The sequence below is a fragment of the [Bacillus] enclensis genome (genome assembly GCF_001456935.1).
Taxonomy (GTDB): domain Bacteria; phylum Bacillota; class Bacilli; order Bacillales; family Bacillaceae_B; genus Rossellomorea; species Rossellomorea enclensis.
Window position 1 is genome coordinate 1 of the sequence record NZ_KQ758492.1, and the last position, 25,172, is coordinate 25,172.

Here is a 25,172-nt window from a genome sequence, read left to right on the forward strand (position 1 = left end):
CACTTTATGTGAGTAAGATCCCTGGAAGATGACCAGGTAGATAGGTCAGAGGTGGAAGCATGGCGACATGTGGAGCTGACTGATACTAATCGATCGAGGACTTAACCACAAAGAGTCATTTTTAAATGAACAACGGCAATACCGGTATTCTTGACATCAATCCTTTATCTAGTTTTGAAGGAACAAACCTTCAATTGAATATTCGTCTGGTGATTATGGCGAAGAGGTCACACCCGTTCCCATGCCGAACACGGAAGTTAAGCTCTTCAGCGCCGATGGTAGTTGGGGGATCTCCCCCTGTGAGAGTAGGACATCGCCAGGCAAATAAAAAAAGGACAGCTCTTAGGAGTTGTTCTTTTTTTGTGTGGAGCAAAACGATAAAGGTATAGCAGTGGATAATGTTGACCAAAACGTCTTCACATCTTTTTAATAAAACCATCAAATTTTTCACCTTTTAAGCCCGTTAATTTGTTTATTTTAATAAAAACCCTCGTCCATGTTGAAAAGAGAGTCGTGTTCTTCTTAAAATCGTGCCTATTTCATATAAATATCAAGAAATTGAATAACAGGTTCGCGGCCAGATCCGATTTATTATCGGAAATCGGCTTTTTATTATCGAAATCAACGAAAGGATTATCGGAAATCGAACTTTTATTAGCGAAACGGAAAGTCCTTTTTTCAAATGCGTTTAGATATAATCGAAACCGTATTCTAATTAACGCAACCCAACATTTATTATCAAAATTAACACTTTAAGAATCCAAATAAAATCAGTTACTACATGATTTCACGCCAATGCCAATCAAATGCTCCAATACAAATACCCATACACCATCCCACTCACTCTTACACCCAAACACCGTCCCCAAATCAATTCTACAAACTTTTTTAACAAGACATACACAGACTGGGCGCTCCCTACATAAGATAAAAGTACACTTGATAATTCTGTTAGTTTAAAAGTTTAAAATATTGTATACAATTGGAGCACTTGGGGCACAATAGATTGTATGGAGGTGGGGAACCTTATGATGAATGCAGAGCGTAAGGCGGTTGAAGAGCAGTGTATTGTGTGTCAAAGTGAAAAGTCGGTCGGAATTCATCTGTACACATCATTTATCTGTACGGAATGTGAACGGGAAATGGTCCAGACGGATACAAATGATCCGGTGTACAAATTGTTCGTCCAGCGATTGAAAAAAGTGAATACCCCTCAAATTTATTCATAACCAGGTGATAGACAGCTTGGTTATGATTTTTTTAGTTTAAGAACATAAAATATGGTACGATGAAGATTGATATTTGCGGTGAGAAAGAGGGGTAAACATGAAGGTTGATCAAGCGAGGATGCCTCTTATTGAAGCGATTGAAAGGCATGTTGAGAAAAATCCCATCTCATTTCATGTACCTGGTCATAAAAATGGTTTATTAATAGATGAGAAGGACAAGCAGTTTTTTTATAAAAGGGATTTGACAGAACTTAGCGGATTGGATGATCTACATGATCCGCAGGAAGCGATAAGGGATGCTGAGGCGCTGCTCAGTGATCTGTATGGAAGCAAGAAGAGCTGCTTTCTGGTAAACGGCAGTACGGCAGGGAATATTGCTGCGATACTCGCATCGTGTTCTCAGGGAGAGACTGTTTTGGTACAAAGGAATTGCCATAAGTCCGTGATGAATGGAATAAAGCTTGCGAGGGCGGTACCAGTCCTAATAGAAACAGAGTGGGATGAAGAAGGGAAGATGCCGACCGGGGTCAGTCTTGAGTCGGTCAGGGAGACGATGAAGGCTTTCCCTGATGCCAAGGCATGTGTGCTCACGTATCCTACCTATTATGGAATGACTTTTGATTTGAAATCATTAATCGATGAATTTCACCAACACGGAGTGATCTGTATCATTGACGAAGCACACGGTCCGCATTTTCAGCTGGGAGATCCGTTCCCTGCGTCGGCGCTTGATCTGGGAGGGGACATTGTCATTCACTCGGCCCATAAAATGCTCCCTGCGATGACGATGGGATCTTTTTTACATATAGGAAGTGAACGGGTGAATGAAGGAAAGGTAAAGGAATACTTATCGATCCTGCAGTCAAGCAGTCCCTCTTACCCGATCATGGCTTCACTTGATTATGCCAGATCCTACTTAGCGACGGTGACAGCAGCGGATATAAGAAAGAATATAGACGTAATCAATGAATTTGTGCAAGCTTTAAGCGGTATTCATGAGGGATTATCGGTGAAGCGTACAGATGACCCATTGAAGCTGCTGCTTTCCATGAAGGGGATGTCGGGGTATGAGCTTCAACGCTTGTTGGAGGGAGAAGGTATCTTCTGTGAACTCGCGGATTCTTATTATGTTCTGCTGATCCTGCCTTTAATGAAGGAAGGCTTCTCGTTTCCTTATAAGGAAGCAGCCGGGCACATCCATGCTGTATTGAGTAAGGAAGGGGTGCCGGGACAAGCAGGAGACGCCCCTAAGGCAGTAAGAAAAAAACGGCGTTCTTACACGGAACTTGCATTAACCCACGAAGAAATGGATGATAGGGAAGAGGAGTGGGTATCGTTAGCCGGGGCTGAGGGAGAAATCTCGGCGCGGATGATCACTCCGTATCCGCCGGGCATCCCATTGCTGATCCCGGGTGAAAGAATATCAGAAGAAACGATGGCAAGACTGAAACAATATATGGAGAATAAAGCAAACATACAGGGAGATCACCGTTTGGATGAAAGCCGTGTATGCGTGTATCGATAGATGGAGGGTAAAGGGAAATGAAACAAGGAAGATTTATTACAGTCGAAGGCCCTGATGGTGCGGGAAAGTCTACAATACTCAATGAACTTTACAACAAGCTCGTTGAAGAAGGCCGCAATGTTGTAAAAACACGGGAGCCGGGCGGCGTGTCCATTGCTGAACAGATCAGGGAAGTCATTTTGAATAAAGAAAACACAGCCATGGACATCCGCACGGAGGCATTGCTGTATGCAGCGGCAAGGCGCCAGCATCTGGTAGAGGTCGTCATCCCTGCACTTGAAAAAGGGTCCATCGTCATCTGTGACCGGTTTATTGACAGCTCACTGGCTTACCAGGGAAAAGGCCGGGACATAGGGATGACAGAAGTGATGAACATCAATCAATTTGCGATCGAGGATAAGATGCCGGATCTTACACTTTATTTCGATATAACCCCTGAAGAAGGCTTAAAAAGAATCGCCGGGCATGATGGCCGGGAAGTAAATCGGTTAGATCTCGAGTCCCTTGATTTCCACCAAAAGGTTTATGAGGGGTATCAATCTCTAATCGAACAATATCCGGACCGAATCAAGGTCGTGGACGCAAGCAAAAGCAAAGAAAAAGTATTCACATCAGCATACGACATCGTAAAAAGATTTATAGGGTAACGTTATAAAGGCAGCTTCGATATGACAGAATGAGTCTATAAAGAGGTTGTCTTTTTATTATACGGCGCTAACTATGTGGTAATTATTGTTATTAGGGGATATCCAGAGCTGTCCTGTAGCTGGACATAGCTGGACAGTGCTTTCCTTAGATCATTACGACCGGGGAAGTGAACGGGCCACGCGCGGAAAGCGAATTCTTCCACGGAAATCAACAGCTATAGAGAGTATTTATTAGAGTATTTCTGATAAGTAGGATGTCAGCCCAACCCATTTATTGATATAATAGAAGGAAGTATATGTCTTTGAAACGGAGGAAAGCCGCATATGAAAGTCATTATGGCTGTTGTTCAAGATAAAGATAGCAATCGTTTATCCAATGCGTTGATGGATCACAATTTTCGTTCGACAAAACTTGCAAGCACCGGGGGGTTCCTGAAATCAGGGAATACCACATTCATCATCGGGACGGAAGATATCCGCGTCGACAAAGCCCTGCAGGTGATCAAAGATAATTGCAAATCGCGCGATCAGCTTGTTGCGCCCGTTTCCCCTATGGGAGGGAACGCAGATTCGTATGTTCCATATCCGGTTGAGGTCGAGGTCGGCGGCGCCACAGTGTTTGTCCTGCCAGTTGATCAGTTCCACCAGTTTTAATAAAAGGCTGTTTTCTAAAAGGTTGTTGCTTTTCGTAAATAGGTTGTAACCTAAATGCAGCTTGTTGTCGTGCTCTTTTCGAACTCAAGTTCGATCTAGGGAAGGACTGATAACCCGAAAATACCCAAGTTCTGTTATTTTCTTGTCTGTATAGCAACAAAGTATGCGAAAAGAGCCTAGTCAAAAGGGGTTTAACGTATGAAGATCAATCAGGATACCCGTGTATCTTTAGATAAACTTCACAAGGAAAGCAAGTCAGCAGGGACAAGCCAGGCGAAGTTCGGCCAGCTCGTTCAAAAGCATGATCAGAAAATGCAGATGGAACAGCTCAGTAAGCTTCTGGCCACGATTGAAGATGCCGGCAGCCGCCTGGCAAAGTCCCGTAATTTCAAGGATCTTGCAAAATATAAAACGCTGGTGAAGAAATTTGTGAGAGAAGCAGTCGATTTCGGCATGGATCTGAAACAATCGCATACATGGAATCAGTACGGTGAAGGAAGAAAGCTCAATATCGTGGAAACGATCGACAGTGAGCTTGTCGAACTGACCGAAGCTGTCATGGATAAAGAGAAAAAGTCGATCGATGTATTGGGGAAAATCGGAGAAATAAAGGGATTGCTGATCAATCTCTATATGTAAGTGAGTGGTTCAGATGAAGTTTGAAGAAATACAATCGTTTCAGCCTGTGGTTCTACAGATGCTTCAAAACAGCATCATGAAGGACCGGGTTGCGCATGCCTATTTATTCGAAGGAGAAAAAGGGACACGTAAAAGGGAAGTGGGCTTCCTGTTTGCGAAAGCCCTGCTCTGTGAAAACCGAACGGACGGCAAAGCATGCGAAGAGTGCAATAATTGCAGGCGCGTCAACCATGGAAATCATCCGGACCTCCATCTGGTTGAGCCGGACGGTCTTTCGATAAAAAAAGAGCAGATTAAATCTCTTCAAGAAGAGTTCTCCAAAACCGGGGTCGAATCGAAAAAGAAGATTTATATCATTGTTCACAGTGATAAGATGACGGCCAATGCCGCTAACAGCCTCCTGAAATTCCTTGAGGAGCCCCTTGCGGATGCGACGGCAATCCTGATTACGGAGAATATTCATAGAATGCTTCCTACCATTCTTTCGAGGTGCCAGACGATTTCTTTCAAACCGCTTCCAAAAGAATATTTAACAAAACAGCTGCTGGACGAGGGAATGCCGCCTCATATGGCGCCGCTCGCCGCTAACTTGACAAACCGATATGAGGAAGCTGTAGAAATATGTCAAAATGAGTGGTTTGCACAAGCAAGAATAATAGTGTTAAAATTATATGAAGTCCTCCAGAAAAGTCCCTTCCAGGCAATGGTGAAGATTCAAGAGGATTTTGTACAGCACTTCAAAGAAAAAGATCAAGTTGATCGAGCATTGGATCTTTTACTTCTAATATATAAAGACTTACTTCAAATCCAGTTAGGAAAAGAAGAACAGCTCGTCTACCCGGACCAAAAGGAAAAATGGAAATCAGACGCACTTCAAGTATCGACAAACCGTCTTTCTACTAGTATGACGGCGATCCTTGAAGCAAAACGCAAGTTAAACGCCAATATGAATTCTCAGCTGCTGGTAGAACAGCTTATGCTAAAACTGCAGGGGTGATGGTCCTTTGTACGATGTTGTAGGAGTACGCTTTAAAAAAGCGGGAAAAATCTATTATTTCGATCCGGGCGAACTCGATATCCATAAAAATAATTATGTGATCGTTGAAACTGTCCGCGGGGTCGAATTTGGAAAAGTAGTCGTAGAAAGAAAGCAAGTCGGTGAAAATGATGTAGTGCTTCCTTTGAAAAAGGTGATCCGGATCGCTGATCAGAAGGATCGGCTGACGGTGGAAGAAAATAAAACTTCCGCTCAGGAAGCCTACGATGTGTGTTGTGATAAAATCAATCAGCATCAATTAGATATGAAATTAGTAGATGTAGAATATACATTTGATCGTAATAAAGTCATATTTTATTTTACAGCTGATGGGCGTGTTGATTTCCGGGAGCTGGTGAAAGACCTGGCTTCTATTTTCCGTACGCGGATTGAACTTCGTCAGATTGGCGTTCGTGACGAAGCGAAAATGCTAGGGGGTATCGGTCCTTGTGGCCGTATGCTTTGTTGTTCGACCTTTTTGGGAGATTTTGAACCGGTATCCATCAAGATGGCGAAAGATCAAAATCTATCTCTTAATCCTACCAAGATCTCAGGGCTTTGCGGCCGCTTGATGTGTTGTCTTAAATACGAAAATGACGAATATGAAGCAGCCAAAGCGGAATTGCCTGATATTGGTGAAGTGATTAAAACACCTCACGGGAAAGGTAAAGTGGTAGGTCTTAATATTCTTGAGCGTGTTCTTCAAGTAGATATAAAAGATGCGGAACGCGTATTGGAATTCACTTTAGATGAAATAATGAACGAAGGTGCCGTATCATTCCAAGCCACAGAGTAACGGGGTGTAGTGTCGTGGATAAAAAAGAGTTCTTTGATTCAGTCAGCAATATGGAACAACAGATTGGTGATTTATACAATCAACTTGGCGAGCTTAAGCAGTGTCTTGCCGAAATGCTTGAGGAGAATAATGCGCTCAAGCTTGAAAACGAACATTTGCGCCGAAGACTGGAACAGACTGAGAACTCACCGAAAAAGGTTCAAACAACAGGCGATGCGGGTACGACGAGCGAGTCGGACTTAGAAGATAAACAACTGGATATCGGGGAAGGCTACGATAACCTTGCCCGGCTTTACCAGGAAGGCTTCCATATATGCAATATCCACTTTGGAAGTCCGCGCAAAGACGAGGATTGCTTGTTCTGCCTGTCTTTCTTGAACAAGAAATAAAGCAGGACCTGTAATGCCTAGAATAAGATAAATGATGAAAAGGGCTGATCCATTCAGAAGGGATTGGTCCTTTTTGTTGAACAAGCGGAGGAAACACATGGTTGTATTAAAAGACGATGAAAGATTGGATTATCTGCTGGCAGAAAATATGAGGATCATTCAAAGTCCGTCGGTATTTTCCTTTTCCCTGGATGCGGTATTGCTTGCGCGCTTCAGCTATCTTCCCTTGAAAAGAGGGAAAGTGGTGGATCTATGTTCCGGAAATGGGATCATACCGCTGCTTTTAAGCGCACGGACGAGCGTTGAAATCACCGGGGTGGAAATCCAGGAGCGTCTGCTTGATATGGCTGAGAGAAGCATTCGGTATAATGGCGTTGAGGATCAGGTAACGATGAAGCTTGGCGATGTAAAAGAAATAAACAAACTGCTTCATCATTCCCATTATGATGTGGTGACGTGCAATCCGCCTTATTTCGAAACCGTTCCGACATCCATGCAAAACTTGAATGAACATTATACCATCGCGCGCCATGAAGTCCTCTGCACCCTTGAGGACACCATCCAGGCTGCAAGCTACCCGCTGAAGCAAGGCGGAAAAGCTTCTTTCGTACACAGGCCGGGAAGGCTGATGGATATCCTGTCCCTGATGAGGAAGCACCGTCTTGAACCGAAGCGGATGAGGCTCGTCTATCCGAGGGAGGGAAAAGAAGCCAATACGCTTTTGATCGAAGGAATCAAAGACGGAAAACCTGATTTAAAGATACTCCCGCCTCTATTTGTCTACAATGAAAACAATGAATATTCTCAGGAAGTTTATGAAATGCTTTATGGAAAAGAATAATCCCAGGAGGTGAAACCCATCATGAACCAGCAAAAAAGCTATCAGGAAACCGGCAAAGGCCGCCTCTATCTTGTCCCCACCCCAATCGGGAATCTTGAAGATATGACATTCAGGGCAATTCGCATCATGAAGGAAGCGGATGTCATTGCAGCAGAGGATACAAGAAATACAAAGAAGCTGAGCAACTACTTTGAAATCGATACCCCGATCATCAGTTATCATGAGCATAATAAAGAATCGAGTGGTCCAAAGCTCATTGAGAGAATGGAGCAGGGTGAAACGGTCGCGCTGGTCAGCGACGCAGGGATGCCCTCCATTTCCGACCCGGGTTATGAACTGGTACAGGCAGCGATAGAAAACAATCTGGCCGTCATCCCTCTGCCGGGTGCAAATGCTGCTTTGACGGCATTGATTGCTTCGGGACTTGCCCCCCAGCCGTTTTATTTTTACGGATTCCTTCATAGGGGAAAGAAAGAAAAACGTGCAGAACTCGAACGGCTCCGGTCATTGAAGGATACATTTATCCTGTATGAATCCCCTCACAGATTGAAAGAAACGCTGAAGGAACTTCATCAGTCTCTCGGGAATCGGCAGATTGTCATTTGCCGTGAACTGACAAAGAAATTCGAAGAGTTCATCCGCGGTTCATCGGAAGACGTGCTGGAGTGGGCTGAAACCGGTGAAATAAGAGGTGAATTTTGTGTCATGGTCGAAGGGAATCCGCAGCCAGATGAAGAGGAGCAGGAAGAATGGTGGAATGATTATTCAATTGAAGGCCACGTTCAGTATTATATAGAAGAAAAAGAAATGTCTTCAAAATCGGCGATTAAAGAAGTCGCAAAGGAAAGAAACCTCCCTAAGAGGGAAGTATACCAGGCATTTCATGTGGAGAAATAGAAAAAGGGCTGAGTACATCATGACTCAGCCCTTGTATTTATATCAATGATTAATTTTTTTGGAAAGAATCCTGGATTTCTTTGATTAACTGTTCTGCACCTTCACGGCTCAAAATCAATTTGCCGTCAGCAAGCTTGATGTTATCATCAGATACTTCACCAGTGATTTGGCAAGTCATGCTTGGCTTGTATTTCTTTAAGATGATTCTTTCGTCGTCCACGTAGATCTCAAGCGCATCCTTCTCAGCGATGCCAAGTGTACGGCGAAGTTCGATAGGAATAACGACACGTCCTAATTCGTCAACTTTTCTTACAATACCTGTAGATTTCATATAATTTTCTCCTCCAAAGAATGATTTTATTTTATCTCTCTAGTTTGTTAAAGGTTCGTCAATATTCGACATTTTTCTGTATCTGGTAATATCATACCAACGATTTTATCTATCGTCAATAATTAAATTTGTAAATTTTTTAAAATGGTTTCCAAAGAGAAAGTTGATATGACAAGCTTTACGATGTATTGTAAATAATTGTATTACCAATTTAATATTATTGTAATCAATTAAGATTTGTCGAAAAATCTTTACAGGTGCAATAATTCGACATTAATCGACATATTCCGTCTATCTTTTCGACATTATTTGAAGGTTGGTTAGTGCAGTTGCAGAATCCCTTTATTTTAGGTATATTTTGATGAGATAAGCGGTTAAGATAATAGGTAAGAATATAGAATAAAACCCACTTTATACCATTCGTATCAGATTAAGGATTTATGTGGGCATTATAGAAAAAAAGAGGAGGAAGCGAAAGTGGAAGAGAAATTGAATACCTTCTATATTACAACACCAATCTACTATCCAAGCGGTAATTTACATATTGGCCATGCCTATACGACGGTGGCCGGAGATGCGATGGCCCGTTACAAAAGAATGCGCGGATATGATGTAAGATATTTAACGGGCACAGATGAGCACGGCCAGAAAATCCAGCGTAAAGCGGAAGAGCAGGGTGTCAGCCCGCAAAAATATGTAGATGATATTGTGAGCGGCATTAAAGATTTATGGGGGAAACTTGACATCTCCTATGATGACTTCATCCGGACGACCGAAAAGCGTCATAAAGATATTGTCGAAAAGATCTTCAAGCAGCTTTTAGACCAGGGAGATATTTACCTTGATCAATACGAAGGCTGGTACTGTACACCGTGTGAATCCTTCTTCACAGAAAGACAGCTTGAGAATGGGAATTGCCCAGACTGCGGCCGTCCTGTTGAAAAGGTGAAGGAAGAATCCTACTTCTTTAAGATGAGCAACTATGTAGACCGTCTGCTTGCTTATTATAATGAAAATCCTGAATTTATACAGCCTGAATCTCGTAAAAACGAGATGATCAATAACTTCATCAAACCCGGTCTCGAAGATTTGGCAGTATCACGGACGACTTTTGATTGGGGAGTGAAGGTCCCGGGTGATCCGAAGCATGTCATTTACGTATGGATCGATGCCCTATCCAATTACATCACGTCGCTTGGCTACGGCAGCGAAAATGACAAGAATTATCTGAAGTACTGGCCGGCTGATGTGCATCTGGTAGGGAAGGAAATCGTACGTTTCCATACCATCTATTGGCCGATCATGCTGATGGCATTGGACCTTCCGCTTCCGAAAAAGGTATTTGCACATGGCTGGCTTCTGATGAAGGATGGCAAAATGTCCAAGTCCAAAGGGAATGTAGTCGATCCTGTCACGCTGATCGACCGTTACGGTCTTGATTCACTTCGTTACTATTTATTAAGGGAAGTTCCATTCGGTTCTGACGGGGTATTCACTCCGGAAGGATTTGTCGAACGAATCAACTTCGATCTTGCGAATGACCTTGGTAACTTATTGAACAGAACCGTTGCCATGATCAACAAGTATTTTGACGGTGTTATCCCTGCTTACGAAGGCTCCGACGGGGAGTTCGATCAAAATCTGCTGAACATCAACAAAGATACTGTTAATAAATACGAAGAAGCAATGGAAAACATGGAGTTCTCGGTTGCTTTATCAAGCCTCTGGCAGCTGGTGAGCCGGACCAACAAGTATATCGATGAAACACAGCCTTGGGCCCTTGCCAAAGAAGAAGACAAGAAAGCTGAATTGGGCAGTGTCATGAGCCATCTGGCAGAATCATTGAGAAGAGTGGCCGTCCTGCTGCAGCCGTTCTTGACAAGGACTCCGAAGAAAATCTTTGAACAGCTGAATCTCCATGACGAAAAACTTCAAACATGGGAAAGTTTAGAGACATTTGGTGCCATCCCGTCAGGAACAGAAGTGGTGAAAAAAGGCGAGCCGATCTTCCCGCGTCTTGATCTGCAGGAAGAGGTTGACTTTATCAAAGAAAAAATGCAGGGAAGCAAGCCTGCTGAAGAAGAAAAAGAAGCTGCACCTGCTCCGGAAGAAAGTGATGAAATCACAATTGACGATTTCATGAAAGTAGAGCTCAGGGTAGCACAGGTCGTAAATGCCGAACCTGTCAAAAAAGCGGATAAACTCCTGAAAATCCAGCTTGATCTCGGATATGAAAAGAGACAAGTCGTCTCAGGAATCGCGAAACACTTTAAGCCGGAAGAGTTAGTCGGAAAGAAAGTCATCTGCGTCACAAACCTGAAACCGGTCAAACTGCGCGGTGAACTCTCCCAGGGAATGATCCTCGCAGGAGAAGAAAACGGAACACTATCACTCGCAACCGTGGACCAAACACTGCCAAACGGCACAAAAGTAAAATGAATTCACAAAAAGGATGTTCCACGTGGAACATCCTTTTTGTTATATCAGGAAAATATAATGCGTAACAATACACTAATATAATAGGTTTTGTGATTTTAATATATTATATAGAAATAATTATGAAAATGAATAGAATCAAAATATTTTAGAAATCACCTTAAAGTCTATACAATGAACGGAGAAAGTTAATAATAAAGATGACAACCTTATCCAGCTTTTGATTGGAGTGCAGGACGCAGACTCCTGCGGGAAAAGTAGCTAATGTGAGACCTGTCCAGCTCCAGGGCTTAGAGGCGGTTGGCATAAGTCAACCGCCTCTGACCAAAGCCCTTCCGCTTTTCTAACCCGCAGGAGCGCAGCGACGAGGAGGCTCACCGGCCGCCCGCGGAAAGCGAAGTCTCGCACGGAAATCAATAGCGTTATTTAGAAGACTGACAATGTAATTACTAACTTCCGGTGAAGCGCTAAAGTTAATATTTTCTCATTCACCCATAATTTGTAACCTAAATGTTACGTTACTGAGATGCTTGTTACTCGTTTTTATAATAAAATTACTTTGAATACAAGGAGTGTCACATATGTTATTTGATACACATGTTCATCTGAACGCTGAACAATTCAATGAAGATCTTGAGGAGGTCATCTCAAGAGCAAAAGAAGCAGGAGTCGGAAGGATGGTTGTCGTCGGCTTTGACCGCCCGACCATCGAAAGAGCCATGGAACTGGTGGGACAGTATGACTTTCTTTATGCCAGCATTGGCTGGCACCCTGTTGATGCAATTGATATGAAAGAGGAGGATCTTGCTTGGATCGAAGAACTTTCCTCTCATCCCAAAGTGGTCGCCCTCGGCGAAATGGGCCTTGATTATCACTGGGATAAGTCACCTAAAGATATTCAAAAAGAAGTATTCAGAAAACAAATTCACTTAGCGAAAAAAGTGAAACTGCCAATCATCATACATAACAGGGAAGCGACTCAGGATATAGTTGATATCCTTCGGGAAGAAGGAGCTGAAGAGGTAGGCGGAATCATGCACTGCTTCAGCGGAAGTCCTGAGATTGCCCAGGAATGCGTAGATATGAATTTCTATATTTCCCTCGGCGGACCGGTGACGTTCAAGAACGCGAAAAAGCCGAAGGAAGTAGCCCAGGAAATTCCACTGGAGCGGCTGCTCATCGAAACAGACTGTCCGTATCTTGCCCCTCATCCGAACAGAGGGAAACGGAATGAACCTGCGTATGTAAAGCTGGTGGCAGAACAGATTGCAGAATTGAAAGGCATCTCCTTGGAAGAAGTAGAAACGGTCACAACAGAAAATGCAAATAAATTATTCAACATAAACTGACATCGAATGCTGTCGAGAATTGAGGGAGCTTGTCCGGAAACTTAAAAAAAACAAAAAGTTCTACATGGCAATTGTCCATCATAGGATAACCATGTCGATAACTCTCTCTTTTCTTTTTCTCTTTTTTTCTGCATAATATGTCCTATGTTCCCTGGTTTTCAATATTTTGCTAGATTAAGAAAAAAGAAGTAAGGGTTGACACTCTCTGGAATACTCTATATAATCACTCCGAGAAAAGGAGGCGTTTTTCATGAACATTCAAAACATGAAAAGCCTGTTTTCCAAGTCTTTGAGTCGAAGGAAATGGATCGCTGCTGTCGCAACAATCGCAGCATCGGCAGCTGTTTTCGGAATCCTTTTTTATGAAGGTTCCAAAAACACTGTGGCATTGACCTTAGACGGCGAGCAAAAAGAGATTAGAACGCATGCAAACACCATTCAAGATATATTAAAAGATTTAGAGATTTCAACCCGCTCAGAAGACTATTTGTATCCCTCGGGAACAAGTAAGGTTACGAACAACATGAAAATCGTTTGGGAACCGGCAAAACAGGTAGAGGTATCGGTTGGTGATCAGAAGAAGAAGATCTGGACCAACGCAGATACGGTAAAAGAGTTACTATCGGAGAACAAGATCGAGATTGGGGAACATGATAAGGTCGAACCAGCCTTATCCAAAAAGATTTCAGGGGACATGAAGATTACCATCGAGGAAGCCTTTCCGCTTCAGCTTGTGGATGGAGGCAAAAAGAAAAAGGCATGGTCCACTTCGACTACGGTCGCTGACTTTTTAAAGCAACAGGGCATCACACTTAATAAAACCGATCGCGTTGAACCGGGTTTAGACAATGTCATCAAACCAGATGACGTCGTAAACGTCGTTCGAGTTGAAAAAGTCACCGATGTAGTGGAAGAACCAACTGACTTTACGGTCGTTTCTCGAAAAGACTCAGCCCTTTCCAAAGGCAAGGAAAAAATCGTGCAGGAAGGGAAAAAGGGTCTTGTTGAAAAGAAATACGAAATCGTCAAAGAGAATGGAAAAGAAGTTTCCAGGAAGTTAGTCAGTGAAAACGTGGTAAAAGAAAGTCAGGATAAAATAGTAAACGTCGGAACAAAAGTGCTTGTCGCACAGGTTTCGCGTGGAAGCTCGCCTTCCGCCTCAGCCTCAGCAGAGAGCGGCGGCAGGGAATTCTATGTTAGCTCAACGGCTTACACAGCAAACTGTAACGGATGTTCAGGACATACGGCGACAGGCATCAACCTGAAAGCCAATCCTGGCGCTAAAGTCATTGCGGTCGATCCTTCAGTTATCCCGCTTGGTTCAAAGGTATATGTAGAAGGGTATGGCTATGCAGTCGCAGCCGATACAGGCGGCGCTATCAAAGGGAACAAAATCGATGTTTTCTTCTCATCGCAATCTGATGCGTACCGTTGGGGAAGAAAAACAATCAAAATAAAAATATTAGACTAAGGGCAGGAGTCTTTTTCTCCTGCTTTTTCTTTTTGGATTGATATGGGGACTGACCTTTCTGTATAAGCACTGAACGATTTCAGTTATAATAAAAATATTGGGTTCTACAGATTAGACGAACGTCACGGATAATAAGTTTCAACTTTTTTGGAGGTTTTATGAAAATAAAAGAAATCATCGTCGTGGAAGGAAAAGACGATACGACAGCGATACAGCGTGCTGTATCAGCCGATACGATTGAAACGAACGGCTCTGCGGTTTCTCCTGTTACGATTGAAAAGATCAGGCATGCACAGGAAAAAAGGGGAGTCATCATTTTCACCGACCCCGATTATCCGGGAGAGCGTATCCGGAAGATTGTGAGTGAGGCCGTCCCGGGCTGCAAACATGCTTTTGTCCATAAAAAAGATGCCCTCCCGAAATCAGGCAGGGGGATCGGTGTCGAGCATGCTGCCCCGGAAATCATAAGGGAAGCCCTCAAGGAAGCCCATATGATCGAAAAGGAAAATGAAGAAATTATCACAAAGGATGATCTTGTCACAGCCGGGCTGATTGGCAGTCCGCAGTCAAAGGACAGAAGGGTCGCACTTGGTGAGAAACTCAGAATCGGATACACTAATGGTAAACAGCTTCATAAGCGCTTGATGATGTTCAATATCCAAAAGGATGAGTTCAAGCGTGCGCTAATGGAAATTATTCAGGAGGAAACTAATGCATAAAGATATCGCCACACCGCTGCGTACAAAAGAAATCTTGGGGAAATACGGATTTTCTTTTAAAAAGAGCCTCGGTCAGAACTTCCTGATCGATCCCAATATCCTACGTAATATAACGGAATTTGCAGGCCTCTCTAAGGATACTGCAGCCATCGAAATCGGACCGGGTATAGGCGCCCTGACCGAACATCTGGCCCGTACCTCGGGAAAAGTAGTCGCATTTGAAATCGATCAGCGTCTGATCCCGATACTCGGAGATACACTTTCACCGTATGATAATGTGAAAATCATCAATGAAGATGTGCTTGAGGCGGATGTAAAAGCGATCATAGATGAAGAATTCGCCGGCTACGAGGATATAATGGTGGTTGCCAATCTTCCGTATTACGTGACAACCCCCATCATCTTGAAGCTTCTGATGGAGCGTCTGCCAATCAGGGGCATCTGTGTCATGCTGCAAAAGGAAGTAGGAGCCCGGATCTCTGCAAAGCCCGGCACGAAGGAATACGGTTCGTTATCCATCGCCATTCAATACTATACGGAAGCGGAAATGGTCATGACTGTGCCAAAAACGGTATTTATGCCGCAGCCGAATGTGGACTCTGCCGTCATCCGCTTGACGAAGAGAGAAAAGCCTCCGGTGGACGTGATTGATGAAGACTTCTTCTTTACGGTGACACGCTCTTCCTTCGCCCAGCGGAGAAAAACGATCTTGAACAACCTGACCAGCCAGCTGCCGAGCGGGAAAGAAAAGAAAGAGTATATTTTAGAGGCGTTATCGAATTCGGGAGTGGAACCGACACGAAGAGGTGAGACGCTTTCAATCAAGGAATTCGGTGCGTTGAGTGATGCGCTGTACCCTCATTTCAATTAAAACATTGAAAGGAAAGCTGCCTTTTGGAATCAATTGATGATTTCAAAAGGCAGTTTTTTTATATAAGGATATCCCAAGATATTTACATACACCCACAACCCATGGCCTGCATAGGTTATCAAAGGGAGTCATTACGAATGAAACAGGAGAGCGTGAGAGGGCGATTGGTGTGTTGGGACATCTGGTGGCATCAGCCCTTTATTTGCTTTTTCCTTTCCCGCTTAATGAATGCAAGGCCATGGGAGTGACGGATGTGAAAATCGAAATCAATGATGTCGTGGGTCGACTTTCTTATAAGTGTGATATCTTGTTTAGAGTCATCGATATCCGTCTGTTGGACGGACAGAGAACGGCCATACTTTACGGGGAAGATTATCGATTAATAGCGGATGCTCCTTTTCATGATTTGAAGAAGATGGACCCTAGAGAGCAGGACCGGCTCATTCAAGAGTTCCGTTCGAAGGAAGAGCAATCTTTTGATTTGTTCCGGCAGGATATTGAGCTCCTTAAGCAAAAGCAAGAGTATACCATGACGAATGCTTATAGAGATGAGTTTAACTATTTCCAGGTTCCCGGTAAAGTTCTTCATCTTGATGGAGATCCCAGCTATTTACGAAAATGTCTAGATCTATATGAAAGAATCGGTGTACCGGTAAAGGGGGTACATTGCAGCGAGACAGAGATGCCGAATGAAATCGGCCCACTCATCGATAAATACAGACCGAATATTGTGGTGGTCACGGGTCATGATGCTTATTCAAAAGCAAAGGGGGCAAAGTCGGATATTAATGCTTACCGGCACTCTAAATATTTCGTCCAGGCGGTGAGGGAAGTGCGAAGGAAGTATCCCCACTTGGATCAGCTCGTCATTTTTGCAGGAGCCTGCCAATCGCATTTTGAATCACTGATCCACGCAGGCGCGAATTTTGCCAGTTCACCTTCAAGAGTCAACATCCATGCCCTGGACCCGGTTTATATCGTAGCCAAGATCTGTTACACCGGTTTTAAGGATTCGGTGAACGTTTGGGATGTCATCCGGAATACACTGACCGGGGATAAGGGGCTCGGCGGTGTGGAAACGAAAGGTATGCTGCGTACCGGTATGCCCTATAAAATCGATGAAGAGGAATAAATACCTTTCGACATAAACTGTAGACCCTGCGATTATCATCATGATTGCGGGGGTTATTTTTTGTCAGGAAATATAGGCATTTAACCCTGTTATTGTTGAAAATATCCTGGATAAAAATAGTTTACATAATTTATCAATTACCAGGGAAAGGTAAAAGTGTAGAAAAAACGTATTTTTTGTTGAATAAAATATATTGACAGGTATTTAAATTTCTTGTTAAAATAATAAATTTATTTGACTTAAATTACATAATGTGTTATAATTTTTTTCAGTGAGGTGGAAGCGAAATGCCAAAAACATTAGCCGACATTAAAAGATCCCTTGATTCAAATCTCGGGAAACGTTTAATGCTTAAAGCAAACGGTGGACGTCGTAAAACAATTGAACGTTCAGGCGTTCTAGCCGAAACGTATCCTTCTGTATTTGTGGTCCAGCTTGACCAGGAAGAGAATGCGTTCGAACGAGTTTCTTACAGCTATGCAGATGTTCTCACTGAGACAGTCCAATTAACATTTTATGATGAAGCAACAGGAAATATCATCTTCAGCCAGCAGTAAACAAACGTTTGCTGCTTTTTTATTTGTCCTTTTTTCTTATCTTTTGATGGACTATATGATGTGATGAAATGAATCAGCAGCGTTTTCTTGATCTGAACCGGCCCCAGCTGTTGATTGGAGTGGGAGACGAAGACTCCTGCGGGAGAAGTGACCAATGTGAGACCTGTCCAGCTACAGGGCTTAGAGGCAAATGTAATAAATCAACTCGTCCAAGAAGGCAAAGAACGCCTTCGTGGCCTATTCGCCTTATGCCAAAGCCTCTAAGCAAAGCCCTTCCGCTTTTCTTCTCGCACCTGAAGCCGAGGAGGCTCACGGGTCACCCGCGGAAAGCGGAGTCTCCCACGGAAATCGGGCAGCGGTATTAACTGCCGAACTTAAAGAATCTTTCTAAAATTGGTTCCCGTCCCCTAGTAAAGAATCGTCCATCCAGGTACATATTAAACATATGGTACATCTTAAGGGGGAATAACCATGAGCAGAAGAAGAGGAATCATGTCTGAACAATTAAAAGAAGAACTTGCACAGGAACTCGGTTTCTATGACGTTGTTCAGAAAGAAGGCTGGGGCGGCATCACATCACGGGACGCCGGGAACATGGTCAAACGTGCAGTCGAACGAGCCAGCAGCCAACTGTCATCCATGAACAGCCTGTAATTCTTTTCTTTTAGGAGTATCTTGCCTTTTATACGTACCAAAAGAGGATCATCTCAGGTTCAACACCATGAGATGATCCTTTTTCTATCAGGCTGTCTTTTCTATTGTTAGGTAACGTGGTAAAATATCGTATTTGTATGAGTATTGCAAGATGATGACACTTCCTGAAGAAGTGTATGATACAATAAGTGAAAAGAGTATGGTAAGAAGGTGATGAAATGAGGTTATCAGTCAAGGCGCCGGCAAAAATTAACCTGTCACTCGATGTATTACATAAACGCCCCGATGGATACCACGAGGTTGAGATGATCATGACGACCATCGATTTAGCAGATCGAATCGAACTCACGGATCTTTCTGAAGATACGATTAAGATTCTTTCTCATAATCGATTTGTCCCGGATGATGGAAGAAATCTCGCCTATCAGGCTGCGCAGCTGTTAAAGGACCGGCTCAACATCAGAAAGGGAGTGGCAATTTCCATTGATAAGGTAATCCCGGTGGCTGCGGGACTGGCCGGGGGAAGCAGTGATGCGGCTGCCACGTTAAAAGGATTGAACCAATTATGGGATCTGGGGCTCAGTTTGGACGAGCTTGCCGATCTTGGAGCGGAAATAGGATCGGATGTCTCTTTCTGTGTGTACGGCGGGACTGCACTTGCAACCGGCCGCGGTGAAAAGATTGAACATCTTCCCGCACCTCCCAATTGCTGGGTCATTCTGGCGAAACCGACTATAGGGGTTTCAACAGCGGATGTTTATAAGAATTTAAATGTCCAGAATATCAAGCACCCTGACACAGCAGCGATGATCTCCGCTTTGAACCGCGGTTCGTACAGTGACATATGTTCAAACCTTGGGAATGTACTTGAGTCGGTGACCCTCGATTTGTATCCTGAAGTCGCACAGATAAAGGATCAAATGGAGCGCTTCGGAGCCGATGCAGTGTTGATGAGCGGGAGCGGGCCGACAGTTTACGGACTTGTGCAATATGAGTCAAGGCTTCACCGGATCTATAATGGGCTGAGGGGATTCTGTGACCAAGTTTTCGCAGTCCGCATGCTTGGTGAATAAGTGTTTGCTTAAATCCGTATATTAATGGTATATTTACTATATAATATTCGGATTTGGAGGTAGTTTTGGTGAAGTTCAAGCGTAGTGAACGATTGATTGACATGACTCATTATTTAGCAGAGCGCCCTCACCAACTTGTACCTTTGACATTTTTCTCTGAGCGTTATGGTTCTGCCAAGTCCTCCATCAGTGAAGACTTGACGATCGTTAAAGAAACCTTTGAAGGACGCGGGATAGGAATTGTTCAGACGGTACCGGGAGCGGCAGGGGGAGTGAAATACATCCCCAAGGTAAATGCCAGTGAGGCAAAAGAAGTGATAGAGGAACTGTGCCAGCATATGGAAAGCTCGGACAGGCTCCTTCCAGGCGGTTATTTATATATGACGGATCTCTTAGGGAATCCACTCTTGATGAAAAAAGTAGGGAAGCTCCTTGCTTCGGCATTCGCTGAAAAAGAAATCGATGTCATCATGACGGTCGCAACAAAAGGGATCCCAATTGCCAATGCAATAGCAGCATACCTGAATGTCCCGGTCGTCATCGTCAGAAGGGACAGCCGTGTGACGGAAGGCTCGACGGTGAGCATCAATTATGTTTCCGGATCTTCCAAGAGAATTCAATCGATGGTGCTTTCAAAGAGAAGCCTGAAAGAAGGCTCGAACGTACTGGTGGTCGATGACTTCATGAAAGCCGGAGGAACGGTGAACGGGATGAAAAATCTTCTCGAAGAATTTTCAGCAACGTTATCCGGCATCGGTGTGCTGGTGGAATCGGAAAATGCTGAAGAGCGTTTAGTGGACGATTACGTATCACTATTGAAATTATCTGATGTGAACGAAAAAAATAAACAGATTTCCTTGAAAGAAGGAAATTACTTTCAATCAAACCTGACATTCTTATCATAAAGGGAGGCAGCTACAATGCGTGTTGTTTCAACAAATCAAGCACCTGCAGCAATCGGTCCGTATTCTCAAGGGATCGTGGTCAATAATCTATTCTACAGTTCAGGACAGATTCCGTTGACGGCAGAAGGAAGCATGATCGAAGGAGATATCGCCGTTCAGACACACCAGGTCTTTAAAAACCTGCAAGCCGTTTTAAAAGAAGCAGGCGCTTCTCTCGAAACTGTTGTGAAAGCTACTGTATTCATCAAGGATATGAATGATTTCGGTGTCATCAATGAAGTATACGGAGAGTATTTCAATACTCATAAACCGGCACGTTCCTGTGTGGAAGTTGCCCGCCTGCCAAAAGATGCAGGGGTTGAAATCGAAGTAATCGCACTCGTGAAGTAATCTTCACGGGTGTTTTTTTATGCAGAAAAAGCTGCAAGCGGCTGTGTTAACGGTTTTAGGACAAAAGATGTATGCAAAGATTAAGTGAAAAATAAAATTTTTCAAAAAATTTTACATTTAAAGAAGGAATATCTAATCGAATCGTTGAATTAGTACAGTAGATTTCATCTAGGGAAAAAGGTGGTGAACAGAATGGAAGTAACTGACGTAAGATTACGCAGGGTAAACACCGATGGCCGCATGAGAGCAATTGCATCGATTACATTGGATAATGAATTTGTTGTCCATGACATTCGTGTAATTGATGGGAACAATGGCTTATTCGTAGCAATGCCGAGTAAGCGTACTCCTGATGGGGAATTTCGTGATATCGCTCACCCAATCAATTCCGGTACCCGCGGCAAAATACAAGATGCCGTGTTAGCAGAGTACCACCGTCTAGGTGAGCTTGAAGAAGTGGAGTTAGAAGAAGCTGGCGCTTCCTAAAAGAGTCTATTGCAACAAGAGCCTACTTCCACAGTAGAGCTCTTTTTTTTCTTTTCTTCCTATTACCCCGATAAACCCCTCTCGAAACCTATATTAGAAAAAAATTCAACATTTTTTAAAAATTACTGTGTTCAACTTTAAACGGTCTTAAAAATAGGTTGCCTGTAATAAATGAATAATTATTTGTTATTGAATGTTGCCAGCGGTTGATTGCAGTGCAGGACGAAGACTCCTCATTTCCTTACCGGGGATAAATGTCTAGCTGCAGGGCTTAGAGGCACCTGTCATAAGCCAAACCGTCCAAGAAGGCAAAGAACGCCTTCACGGCCGATTCGTCTTATGCCACACGCCTCTGACCAAAGCCCTTCCGCTTTTCTGATGGAAAACAAAGTCTTACACGGAAATCAAAAGCGGCTTATAGAAGTGTATCTTCTTTTTTTATAAGCAAAATTAGCGCTGCATTACTATTCTCCTTTATCCATCTTACAAAGTCACAGTCACCGGAATATTATTAACAAATCTATTACTTGACAAATATATGTATATTTTTCTCTATCCTTGAAATGAAAGAGCTTTTAGGATATATTCGTTATGGATAAAAAGGTTATTGGAGGACCAAAAATGACAAAACGATATGCCGTTATATTAGCTGCCGGACAGGGAACAAGGATGAAATCGAAGCTATACAAAGTTCTTCACCCTGTATGCGGTAAGCCTATGGTGGAACATGTGGTCGACCAAATTACAACATTGAATATAGAGAAGACCGTTACGATCATCGGCCATGGTGCTGAACTTGTGAAATCTCACCTTGAAGGCAAAAGCGATTTTGCCCTACAGGAAGAACAACTGGGTACAGCTCATGCGGTCATGCAATCAGAAGATGTTCTCGGCAATTTAGAGGGTACAACGCTGGTTGTGTGCGGAGATACTCCCCTGATCAAGGGAGAGACAATGGAAGCGCTTGTGAAGCATCATGAAGAACAAGGTGCAAAAGCAACCATTCTGACCGGTCACACAGAATCTCCTGATGGATACGGAAGAATCATCCGCAATGATTCAGGTTTGGTGGAGCGCATCGTAGAACATAAAGATGCGTCAGAAGACGAAAGAAAAGTAAAAGAAATCAATACAGGTACGTACTGCTTTGATAATAAAGCACTATTCAATACGCTGAAAAAGGTATCAAATGACAATGTCCAAGGTGAGTACTACCTGCCGGATGTCATTGAAATCCTTCAGACAGAGGGCGAAATCGTGAGCGCTTATCAAACAAGCGACTTTGATGAAACACTTGGCGTAAATGATCGCGTGGCATTATCGCAAGCAGAGACGACAATGAAGAAACGCATCAATGAACAACATATGAGAAACGGTGTGACGATTCAAGATCCTGCCAACACATATATTGATGCAGGCGTGACCATCGGCAGAGACACTGTCATCTTGCCGGGGACCGTGATTAAAGGTAACTCTTCAATAGGCGAGGATTCCATAATCGGGCCGAATACGGAAGTAAAGGATTCCACAATCGGCGATCGCACCGTTGTGAAGCAATCTGCAGCACATGACAGTTCCATCGGTTCCGATGTTCAGGTCGGTCCTTTCGCTCATATCCGTCCTGATTCAAGCATCGGGGATGAAGTGAAAATCGGTAACTTCGTTGAAATCAAAAAAGCATCCTTTGGTAAAGGAAGCAAAGCTTCTCACTTAAGCTACATCGGTGATGCCGAGGTAGGAAGTGACGTCAATATCGGATGCGGATCGATTACAGTCAACTATGACGGTAAGAACAAGCATCTTACAACGATTGAAGACGGAGTGTTCGTTGGCTGCAACTCCAACCTGGTTGCCCCTGTGAAGGTTGGTAAGGGTGCCTATATCGCAGCAGGTTCGACGATCACCGAAGATGTTCCCGGAGAGTCGCTGTCAATTGCAAGGGCTCGTCAGGTCAATAAAGAAAACTATGTACAAAATCTTAATCATAAGAAATAAACTGGAGGTCCACCATGCCAAACTCTTATATTAATTCTAAGTTGAAAATATTCTCACTTAATTCAAACCACGAACTTGCGAAAGAAATCGCAGATGAAGTCGGCCTTGAGTTAGGAAAATCGTCTGTTAAACGCTTCAGTGACGGAGAAATCCAAATCAATATCGAAGAAAGTATCCGCGGATGTGATGTCTTCGTTATTCAGTCGACATCTCAGCCTGTCAATGAGAACCTGATGGAACTGTTGATCATGGTTGATGCATTAAAACGTGCATCTGCCAAAACGATCACAATCGTTATGCCTTATTATGGGTATGCACGCCAGGACCGTAAAGCAAGAGCGCGTGAACCGATCACAGCCAAGCTTGTAGCAAATCTATTGGAAACGGCAGGAGCTACACGTGTGATCACACTTGATCTGCATGCTCCACAAATCCAAGGATTCTTCGATATCTTGATTGATCACCTAATGGGAGTGCCGATCTTGGCTGAATACTTCCAGGAAAAAGGATTCAAAAACGAAGACATCGTCATTGTATCTCCAGACCATGGCGGTGTTACGAGAGCCCGTAAACTTGCGGAGCGCCTGAAGGCACCGATCGCGATCATCGATAAACGACGCCCTAAGCCTAATGTGGCGGAAGTCATGAATATCGTTGGTAATATCGACGGCAAAGTGGCAATCTTGATCGATGATATCATCGACACTGCAGGCACGATCACACTGGCTGCAAACGCACTTGTGGAAAACGGTGCAAAAGAAGTGTTCGCTTGCTGTACGCACCCTGTCCTTTCAGGTCCTGCAATCGAGCGCATCGAGAATTCCAACATCAAGGAGCTGGTCGTATTGAACACGATCCAGCTGCCTGAAGAGAAGATGATCGGCAAAATCAAGCAGCTTTCCGTGGCAAAACTGATCAGCGAAGCCATCATCCGCGTCTACGAACAAAAATCCGTAAGTACGCTATTCGATTAAGAATTAATATCAGTGTTTGTGCTATGACAAGAACCCGTTTTCTCAACTTGAGAAGGCGGGTTCTTTTACTATGCTTCAGTTCTGATCACCGCGTTGGATTTCCGTGCAAGACTTCGCTTTCCGCAAGGGATGAACTGTCCAGCTGCAGAGCTTAGAGGCACATGTCATAAGCCAAACCGACCAAGAAGGCAAAGAACGCCTTCGTGGCCGATTCGTCTTACGCCACCCGCCTCTGAGCAAAGCCCCTCCACCTTTCCAACCCGCAGGAGCATAGCGACGAGGAGCCTCACCCCTGGCCCCGCGGAAAGCGAGCACCTGCAGCGGAAATCAACGGGCTTTGTTAACGGGGGGAAATCTACAATTCACATGTTTATTCCCCACACAAATAGGGTAATTACTATATATAGAACTCTACAATTAAAAGATCAGGGAAGGTGTTGGATTAAACATGGCAACAGAATTAAAAGCAAATACAAGAGATGATTTCAAACGCTCAACGTTAACGAAGCTGAGACATGAAGGGAACATCCCGGGCGTTGTCTACGGCTATAAAGCTGAAAACACACCAATCGCAATCGACGCGATCACATTCATCAAGACAATCCGCGAAGTAGGAAGAAACGGAATCATTTCGTTAAACGTAAATGGCAACAAACAAAATGTCATTTTAAGTGATTATCAGCAGGATCATATTAAAGATCAGATCACTCACGTTGATTTCCTTGCGGTTAACATGTCTGAGGAAATTGACGCAGACGTCCGCATCGAGCTTACAGGTGAGTCTGCCGGCGTTAAAGACGGAGGGGTGCTGCAGCAGCCGCTTCATGAAGTATCCGTCACGGCCAAGCCGTCTGATATACCGGAATCAATCGAAGTTGATATTTCAGAGCTCCAAGTAGGGGACACCGTGACGATCGCAGATGTGCGTGACAAGTACAGCGTCACATTGAATGAAGAAGATGACCGCACCATCGCCTCCGTCCTGGCTCCTAGACAGGAAGAAGAAATTTCTACAGGTGAAGAGCAGGAAGCCGGCGTTCCTGAGAACGAAGAAGGCAGAGAAACTGAAGCAAGCGAGGAAAGCGAGTCTTCTGAAGAATAATTAATATTTTTAGCGTAACCTTTTGCAGGTTGCGCTTTTTACGTTTATCCTAGTAGTATTAGGTCAGAATGAGG

The 25,172-nt window shown here is 43.7% G+C and carries 26 protein-coding genes and 2 rRNA genes; 27 read left to right on the forward strand and 1 reads right to left on the reverse strand.

Going from position 1 to position 25,172, the window contains the following annotated elements:
• The 12 genes from AS034_RS20670 to rsmI all read left to right on the forward strand — a co-directional run.
• Positions 1 to 109, forward strand: a 23S ribosomal RNA gene (locus tag AS034_RS20670); the annotation flags it as partial.
• 96 nt (positions 110 to 205) lie between these two features.
• A 5S ribosomal RNA gene (gene rrf, locus AS034_RS20675) occupies positions 206 to 322 on the forward strand.
• A gap of 706 nt (positions 323 to 1,028) precedes the next feature.
• Positions 1,029 to 1,229: a sigma factor G inhibitor Gin gene (locus AS034_RS20680; RefSeq protein ID WP_244888213.1), complete on the forward strand. Its 201-nt coding sequence runs from the start codon at positions 1,029 to 1,031 to the stop codon at positions 1,227 to 1,229.
• Positions 1,230 to 1,326: 97 nt separating this feature from the next.
• Positions 1,327 to 2,754 (forward strand): aminotransferase class I/II-fold pyridoxal phosphate-dependent enzyme, encoded by a 1,428-nt coding sequence (locus tag AS034_RS20685; RefSeq protein WP_058300011.1) that lies wholly within the window; start codon positions 1,327 to 1,329, stop codon positions 2,752 to 2,754.
• A 17-nt stretch (positions 2,755 to 2,771) separates the two neighbouring features.
• Complete coding sequence (gene tmk / locus AS034_RS20690) at positions 2,772 to 3,401, forward strand: dTMP kinase (RefSeq protein WP_058300012.1); 630 nt, start codon at positions 2,772 to 2,774, stop codon at positions 3,399 to 3,401.
• Positions 3,402 to 3,725: 324 nt separating this feature from the next.
• Positions 3,726 to 4,055, forward strand: coding sequence for a cyclic-di-AMP receptor (locus AS034_RS20695; RefSeq protein WP_032085232.1), 330 nt, complete (start codon positions 3,726 to 3,728; stop codon positions 4,053 to 4,055).
• 198 nt (positions 4,056 to 4,253) lie between these two features.
• Complete coding sequence (locus AS034_RS20700) at positions 4,254 to 4,694, forward strand: YaaR family protein (RefSeq protein ID WP_032085231.1); 441 nt, start codon at positions 4,254 to 4,256, stop codon at positions 4,692 to 4,694.
• Between the two features lie 13 nt (positions 4,695 to 4,707).
• Positions 4,708 to 5,691, forward strand: coding sequence for a DNA polymerase III subunit delta' (gene holB, locus AS034_RS20705; protein WP_032085230.1), 984 nt, complete (start codon positions 4,708 to 4,710; stop codon positions 5,689 to 5,691).
• A gap of 7 nt (positions 5,692 to 5,698) precedes the next feature.
• Positions 5,699 to 6,526: a PSP1 domain-containing protein gene (locus AS034_RS20710; RefSeq protein ID WP_032085229.1), complete on the forward strand. Its 828-nt coding sequence runs from the start codon at positions 5,699 to 5,701 to the stop codon at positions 6,524 to 6,526.
• Positions 6,527 to 6,540: 14 nt separating this feature from the next.
• Entirely contained in the window at positions 6,541 to 6,915 is a 375-nt protein-coding gene (gene yabA / locus AS034_RS20715; protein WP_032085228.1) for a DNA replication initiation control protein YabA, read from the forward strand.
• Positions 6,916 to 7,012: 97 nt separating this feature from the next.
• The gene (locus tag AS034_RS20720; RefSeq protein ID WP_058300013.1) at positions 7,013 to 7,756 is read left to right on the forward strand and encodes a tRNA1(Val) (adenine(37)-N6)-methyltransferase; all 744 of its coding nucleotides are present in this window, start codon (positions 7,013 to 7,015) and stop codon (positions 7,754 to 7,756) included.
• Positions 7,757 to 7,777: 21 nt separating this feature from the next.
• On the forward strand, positions 7,778 to 8,653 hold the full coding sequence (rsmI, locus tag AS034_RS20725; protein WP_058300014.1) for a 16S rRNA (cytidine(1402)-2'-O)-methyltransferase: 876 nt from the start codon (positions 7,778 to 7,780) through the stop codon (positions 8,651 to 8,653).
• Between the two features lie 49 nt (positions 8,654 to 8,702).
• Here the strand turns inward: rsmI and AS034_RS20730 are convergent, their stop codons facing one another.
• Positions 8,703 to 8,984 carry an AbrB/MazE/SpoVT family DNA-binding domain-containing protein gene (locus tag AS034_RS20730; RefSeq protein WP_032085225.1) on the reverse strand — a complete coding sequence of 94 codons (282 nt, stop codon included), beginning with the start codon at positions 8,982 to 8,984 and terminating at the stop codon, positions 8,703 to 8,705.
• A gap of 477 nt (positions 8,985 to 9,461) precedes the next feature.
• On the opposite strand from AS034_RS20730, the gene metG reads away from it, so the two are divergent.
• The 15 genes from metG (at position 9,462) to AS034_RS20805 (ending at position 25,098) form a co-directional block, all read left to right on the forward strand.
• Positions 9,462 to 11,423, forward strand: coding sequence for a methionine--tRNA ligase (metG, locus tag AS034_RS20735; RefSeq protein WP_058300015.1), 1,962 nt, complete (start codon positions 9,462 to 9,464; stop codon positions 11,421 to 11,423).
• Between the two features lie 578 nt (positions 11,424 to 12,001).
• On the forward strand, positions 12,002 to 12,769 hold the full coding sequence (locus tag AS034_RS20740) for a TatD family hydrolase (RefSeq protein WP_058300016.1): 768 nt from the start codon (positions 12,002 to 12,004) through the stop codon (positions 12,767 to 12,769).
• A gap of 250 nt (positions 12,770 to 13,019) precedes the next feature.
• Positions 13,020 to 14,240, forward strand: a complete 1,221-nt coding sequence (locus AS034_RS20745; RefSeq protein ID WP_231937996.1) for a G5 and 3D domain-containing protein — start codon at positions 13,020 to 13,022, stop codon at positions 14,238 to 14,240.
• 158 nt (positions 14,241 to 14,398) lie between these two features.
• Complete coding sequence (gene rnmV, locus AS034_RS20750; protein ID WP_058300017.1) at positions 14,399 to 14,959, forward strand: ribonuclease M5; 561 nt, start codon at positions 14,399 to 14,401, stop codon at positions 14,957 to 14,959.
• Entirely contained in the window at positions 14,952 to 15,830 is an 879-nt protein-coding gene (gene rsmA / locus AS034_RS20755; protein ID WP_058300018.1) for a 16S rRNA (adenine(1518)-N(6)/adenine(1519)-N(6))-dimethyltransferase RsmA, read from the forward strand. Before rnmV ends, rsmA begins: the two co-directional genes overlap by 8 nt.
• A 253-nt stretch (positions 15,831 to 16,083) precedes the next feature.
• Positions 16,084 to 16,962, forward strand: coding sequence for a sporulation peptidase YabG (gene yabG / locus AS034_RS20760; RefSeq protein ID WP_176716116.1), 879 nt, complete (start codon positions 16,084 to 16,086; stop codon positions 16,960 to 16,962).
• 287 nt (positions 16,963 to 17,249) lie between these two features.
• Positions 17,250 to 17,519, forward strand: coding sequence for a biofilm formation stimulator Veg (gene veg, locus AS034_RS20765; RefSeq protein ID WP_032085220.1), 270 nt, complete (start codon positions 17,250 to 17,252; stop codon positions 17,517 to 17,519).
• Positions 17,520 to 17,990: 471 nt separating this feature from the next.
• Complete coding sequence (locus tag AS034_RS20770) at positions 17,991 to 18,173, forward strand: small, acid-soluble spore protein, alpha/beta type (protein WP_032085219.1); 183 nt, start codon at positions 17,991 to 17,993, stop codon at positions 18,171 to 18,173.
• A gap of 218 nt (positions 18,174 to 18,391) precedes the next feature.
• The gene (gene ispE / locus AS034_RS20775; protein ID WP_058300019.1) at positions 18,392 to 19,246 is read left to right on the forward strand and encodes a 4-(cytidine 5'-diphospho)-2-C-methyl-D-erythritol kinase; all 855 of its coding nucleotides are present in this window, start codon (positions 18,392 to 18,394) and stop codon (positions 19,244 to 19,246) included.
• A 68-nt stretch (positions 19,247 to 19,314) separates the two neighbouring features.
• The gene (purR, locus tag AS034_RS20780) at positions 19,315 to 20,151 is read left to right on the forward strand and encodes a pur operon repressor (RefSeq protein ID WP_032085217.1); all 837 of its coding nucleotides are present in this window, start codon (positions 19,315 to 19,317) and stop codon (positions 20,149 to 20,151) included.
• Between the two features lie 15 nt (positions 20,152 to 20,166).
• Positions 20,167 to 20,541: a RidA family protein gene (locus AS034_RS20785; RefSeq protein ID WP_058300020.1), complete on the forward strand. Its 375-nt coding sequence runs from the start codon at positions 20,167 to 20,169 to the stop codon at positions 20,539 to 20,541.
• A 192-nt stretch (positions 20,542 to 20,733) separates the two neighbouring features.
• Complete coding sequence (spoVG, locus tag AS034_RS20790) at positions 20,734 to 21,027, forward strand: septation regulator SpoVG (protein WP_032085215.1); 294 nt, start codon at positions 20,734 to 20,736, stop codon at positions 21,025 to 21,027.
• Between the two features lie 621 nt (positions 21,028 to 21,648).
• A complete protein-coding gene (gene glmU / locus AS034_RS20795; protein WP_058300021.1) occupies positions 21,649 to 23,022 on the forward strand; it encodes a bifunctional UDP-N-acetylglucosamine diphosphorylase/glucosamine-1-phosphate N-acetyltransferase GlmU in 1,374 nt (457 codons plus the stop codon).
• Positions 23,023 to 23,036: 14 nt separating this feature from the next.
• Entirely contained in the window at positions 23,037 to 23,996 is a 960-nt protein-coding gene (locus tag AS034_RS20800; protein WP_032085213.1) for a ribose-phosphate diphosphokinase, read from the forward strand.
• Between the two features lie 448 nt (positions 23,997 to 24,444).
• A complete protein-coding gene (locus tag AS034_RS20805; RefSeq protein WP_032085212.1) occupies positions 24,445 to 25,098 on the forward strand; it encodes a 50S ribosomal protein L25/general stress protein Ctc in 654 nt (217 codons plus the stop codon).
• The last annotated feature ends 74 nt before the right edge of the window (positions 25,099 to 25,172 follow it).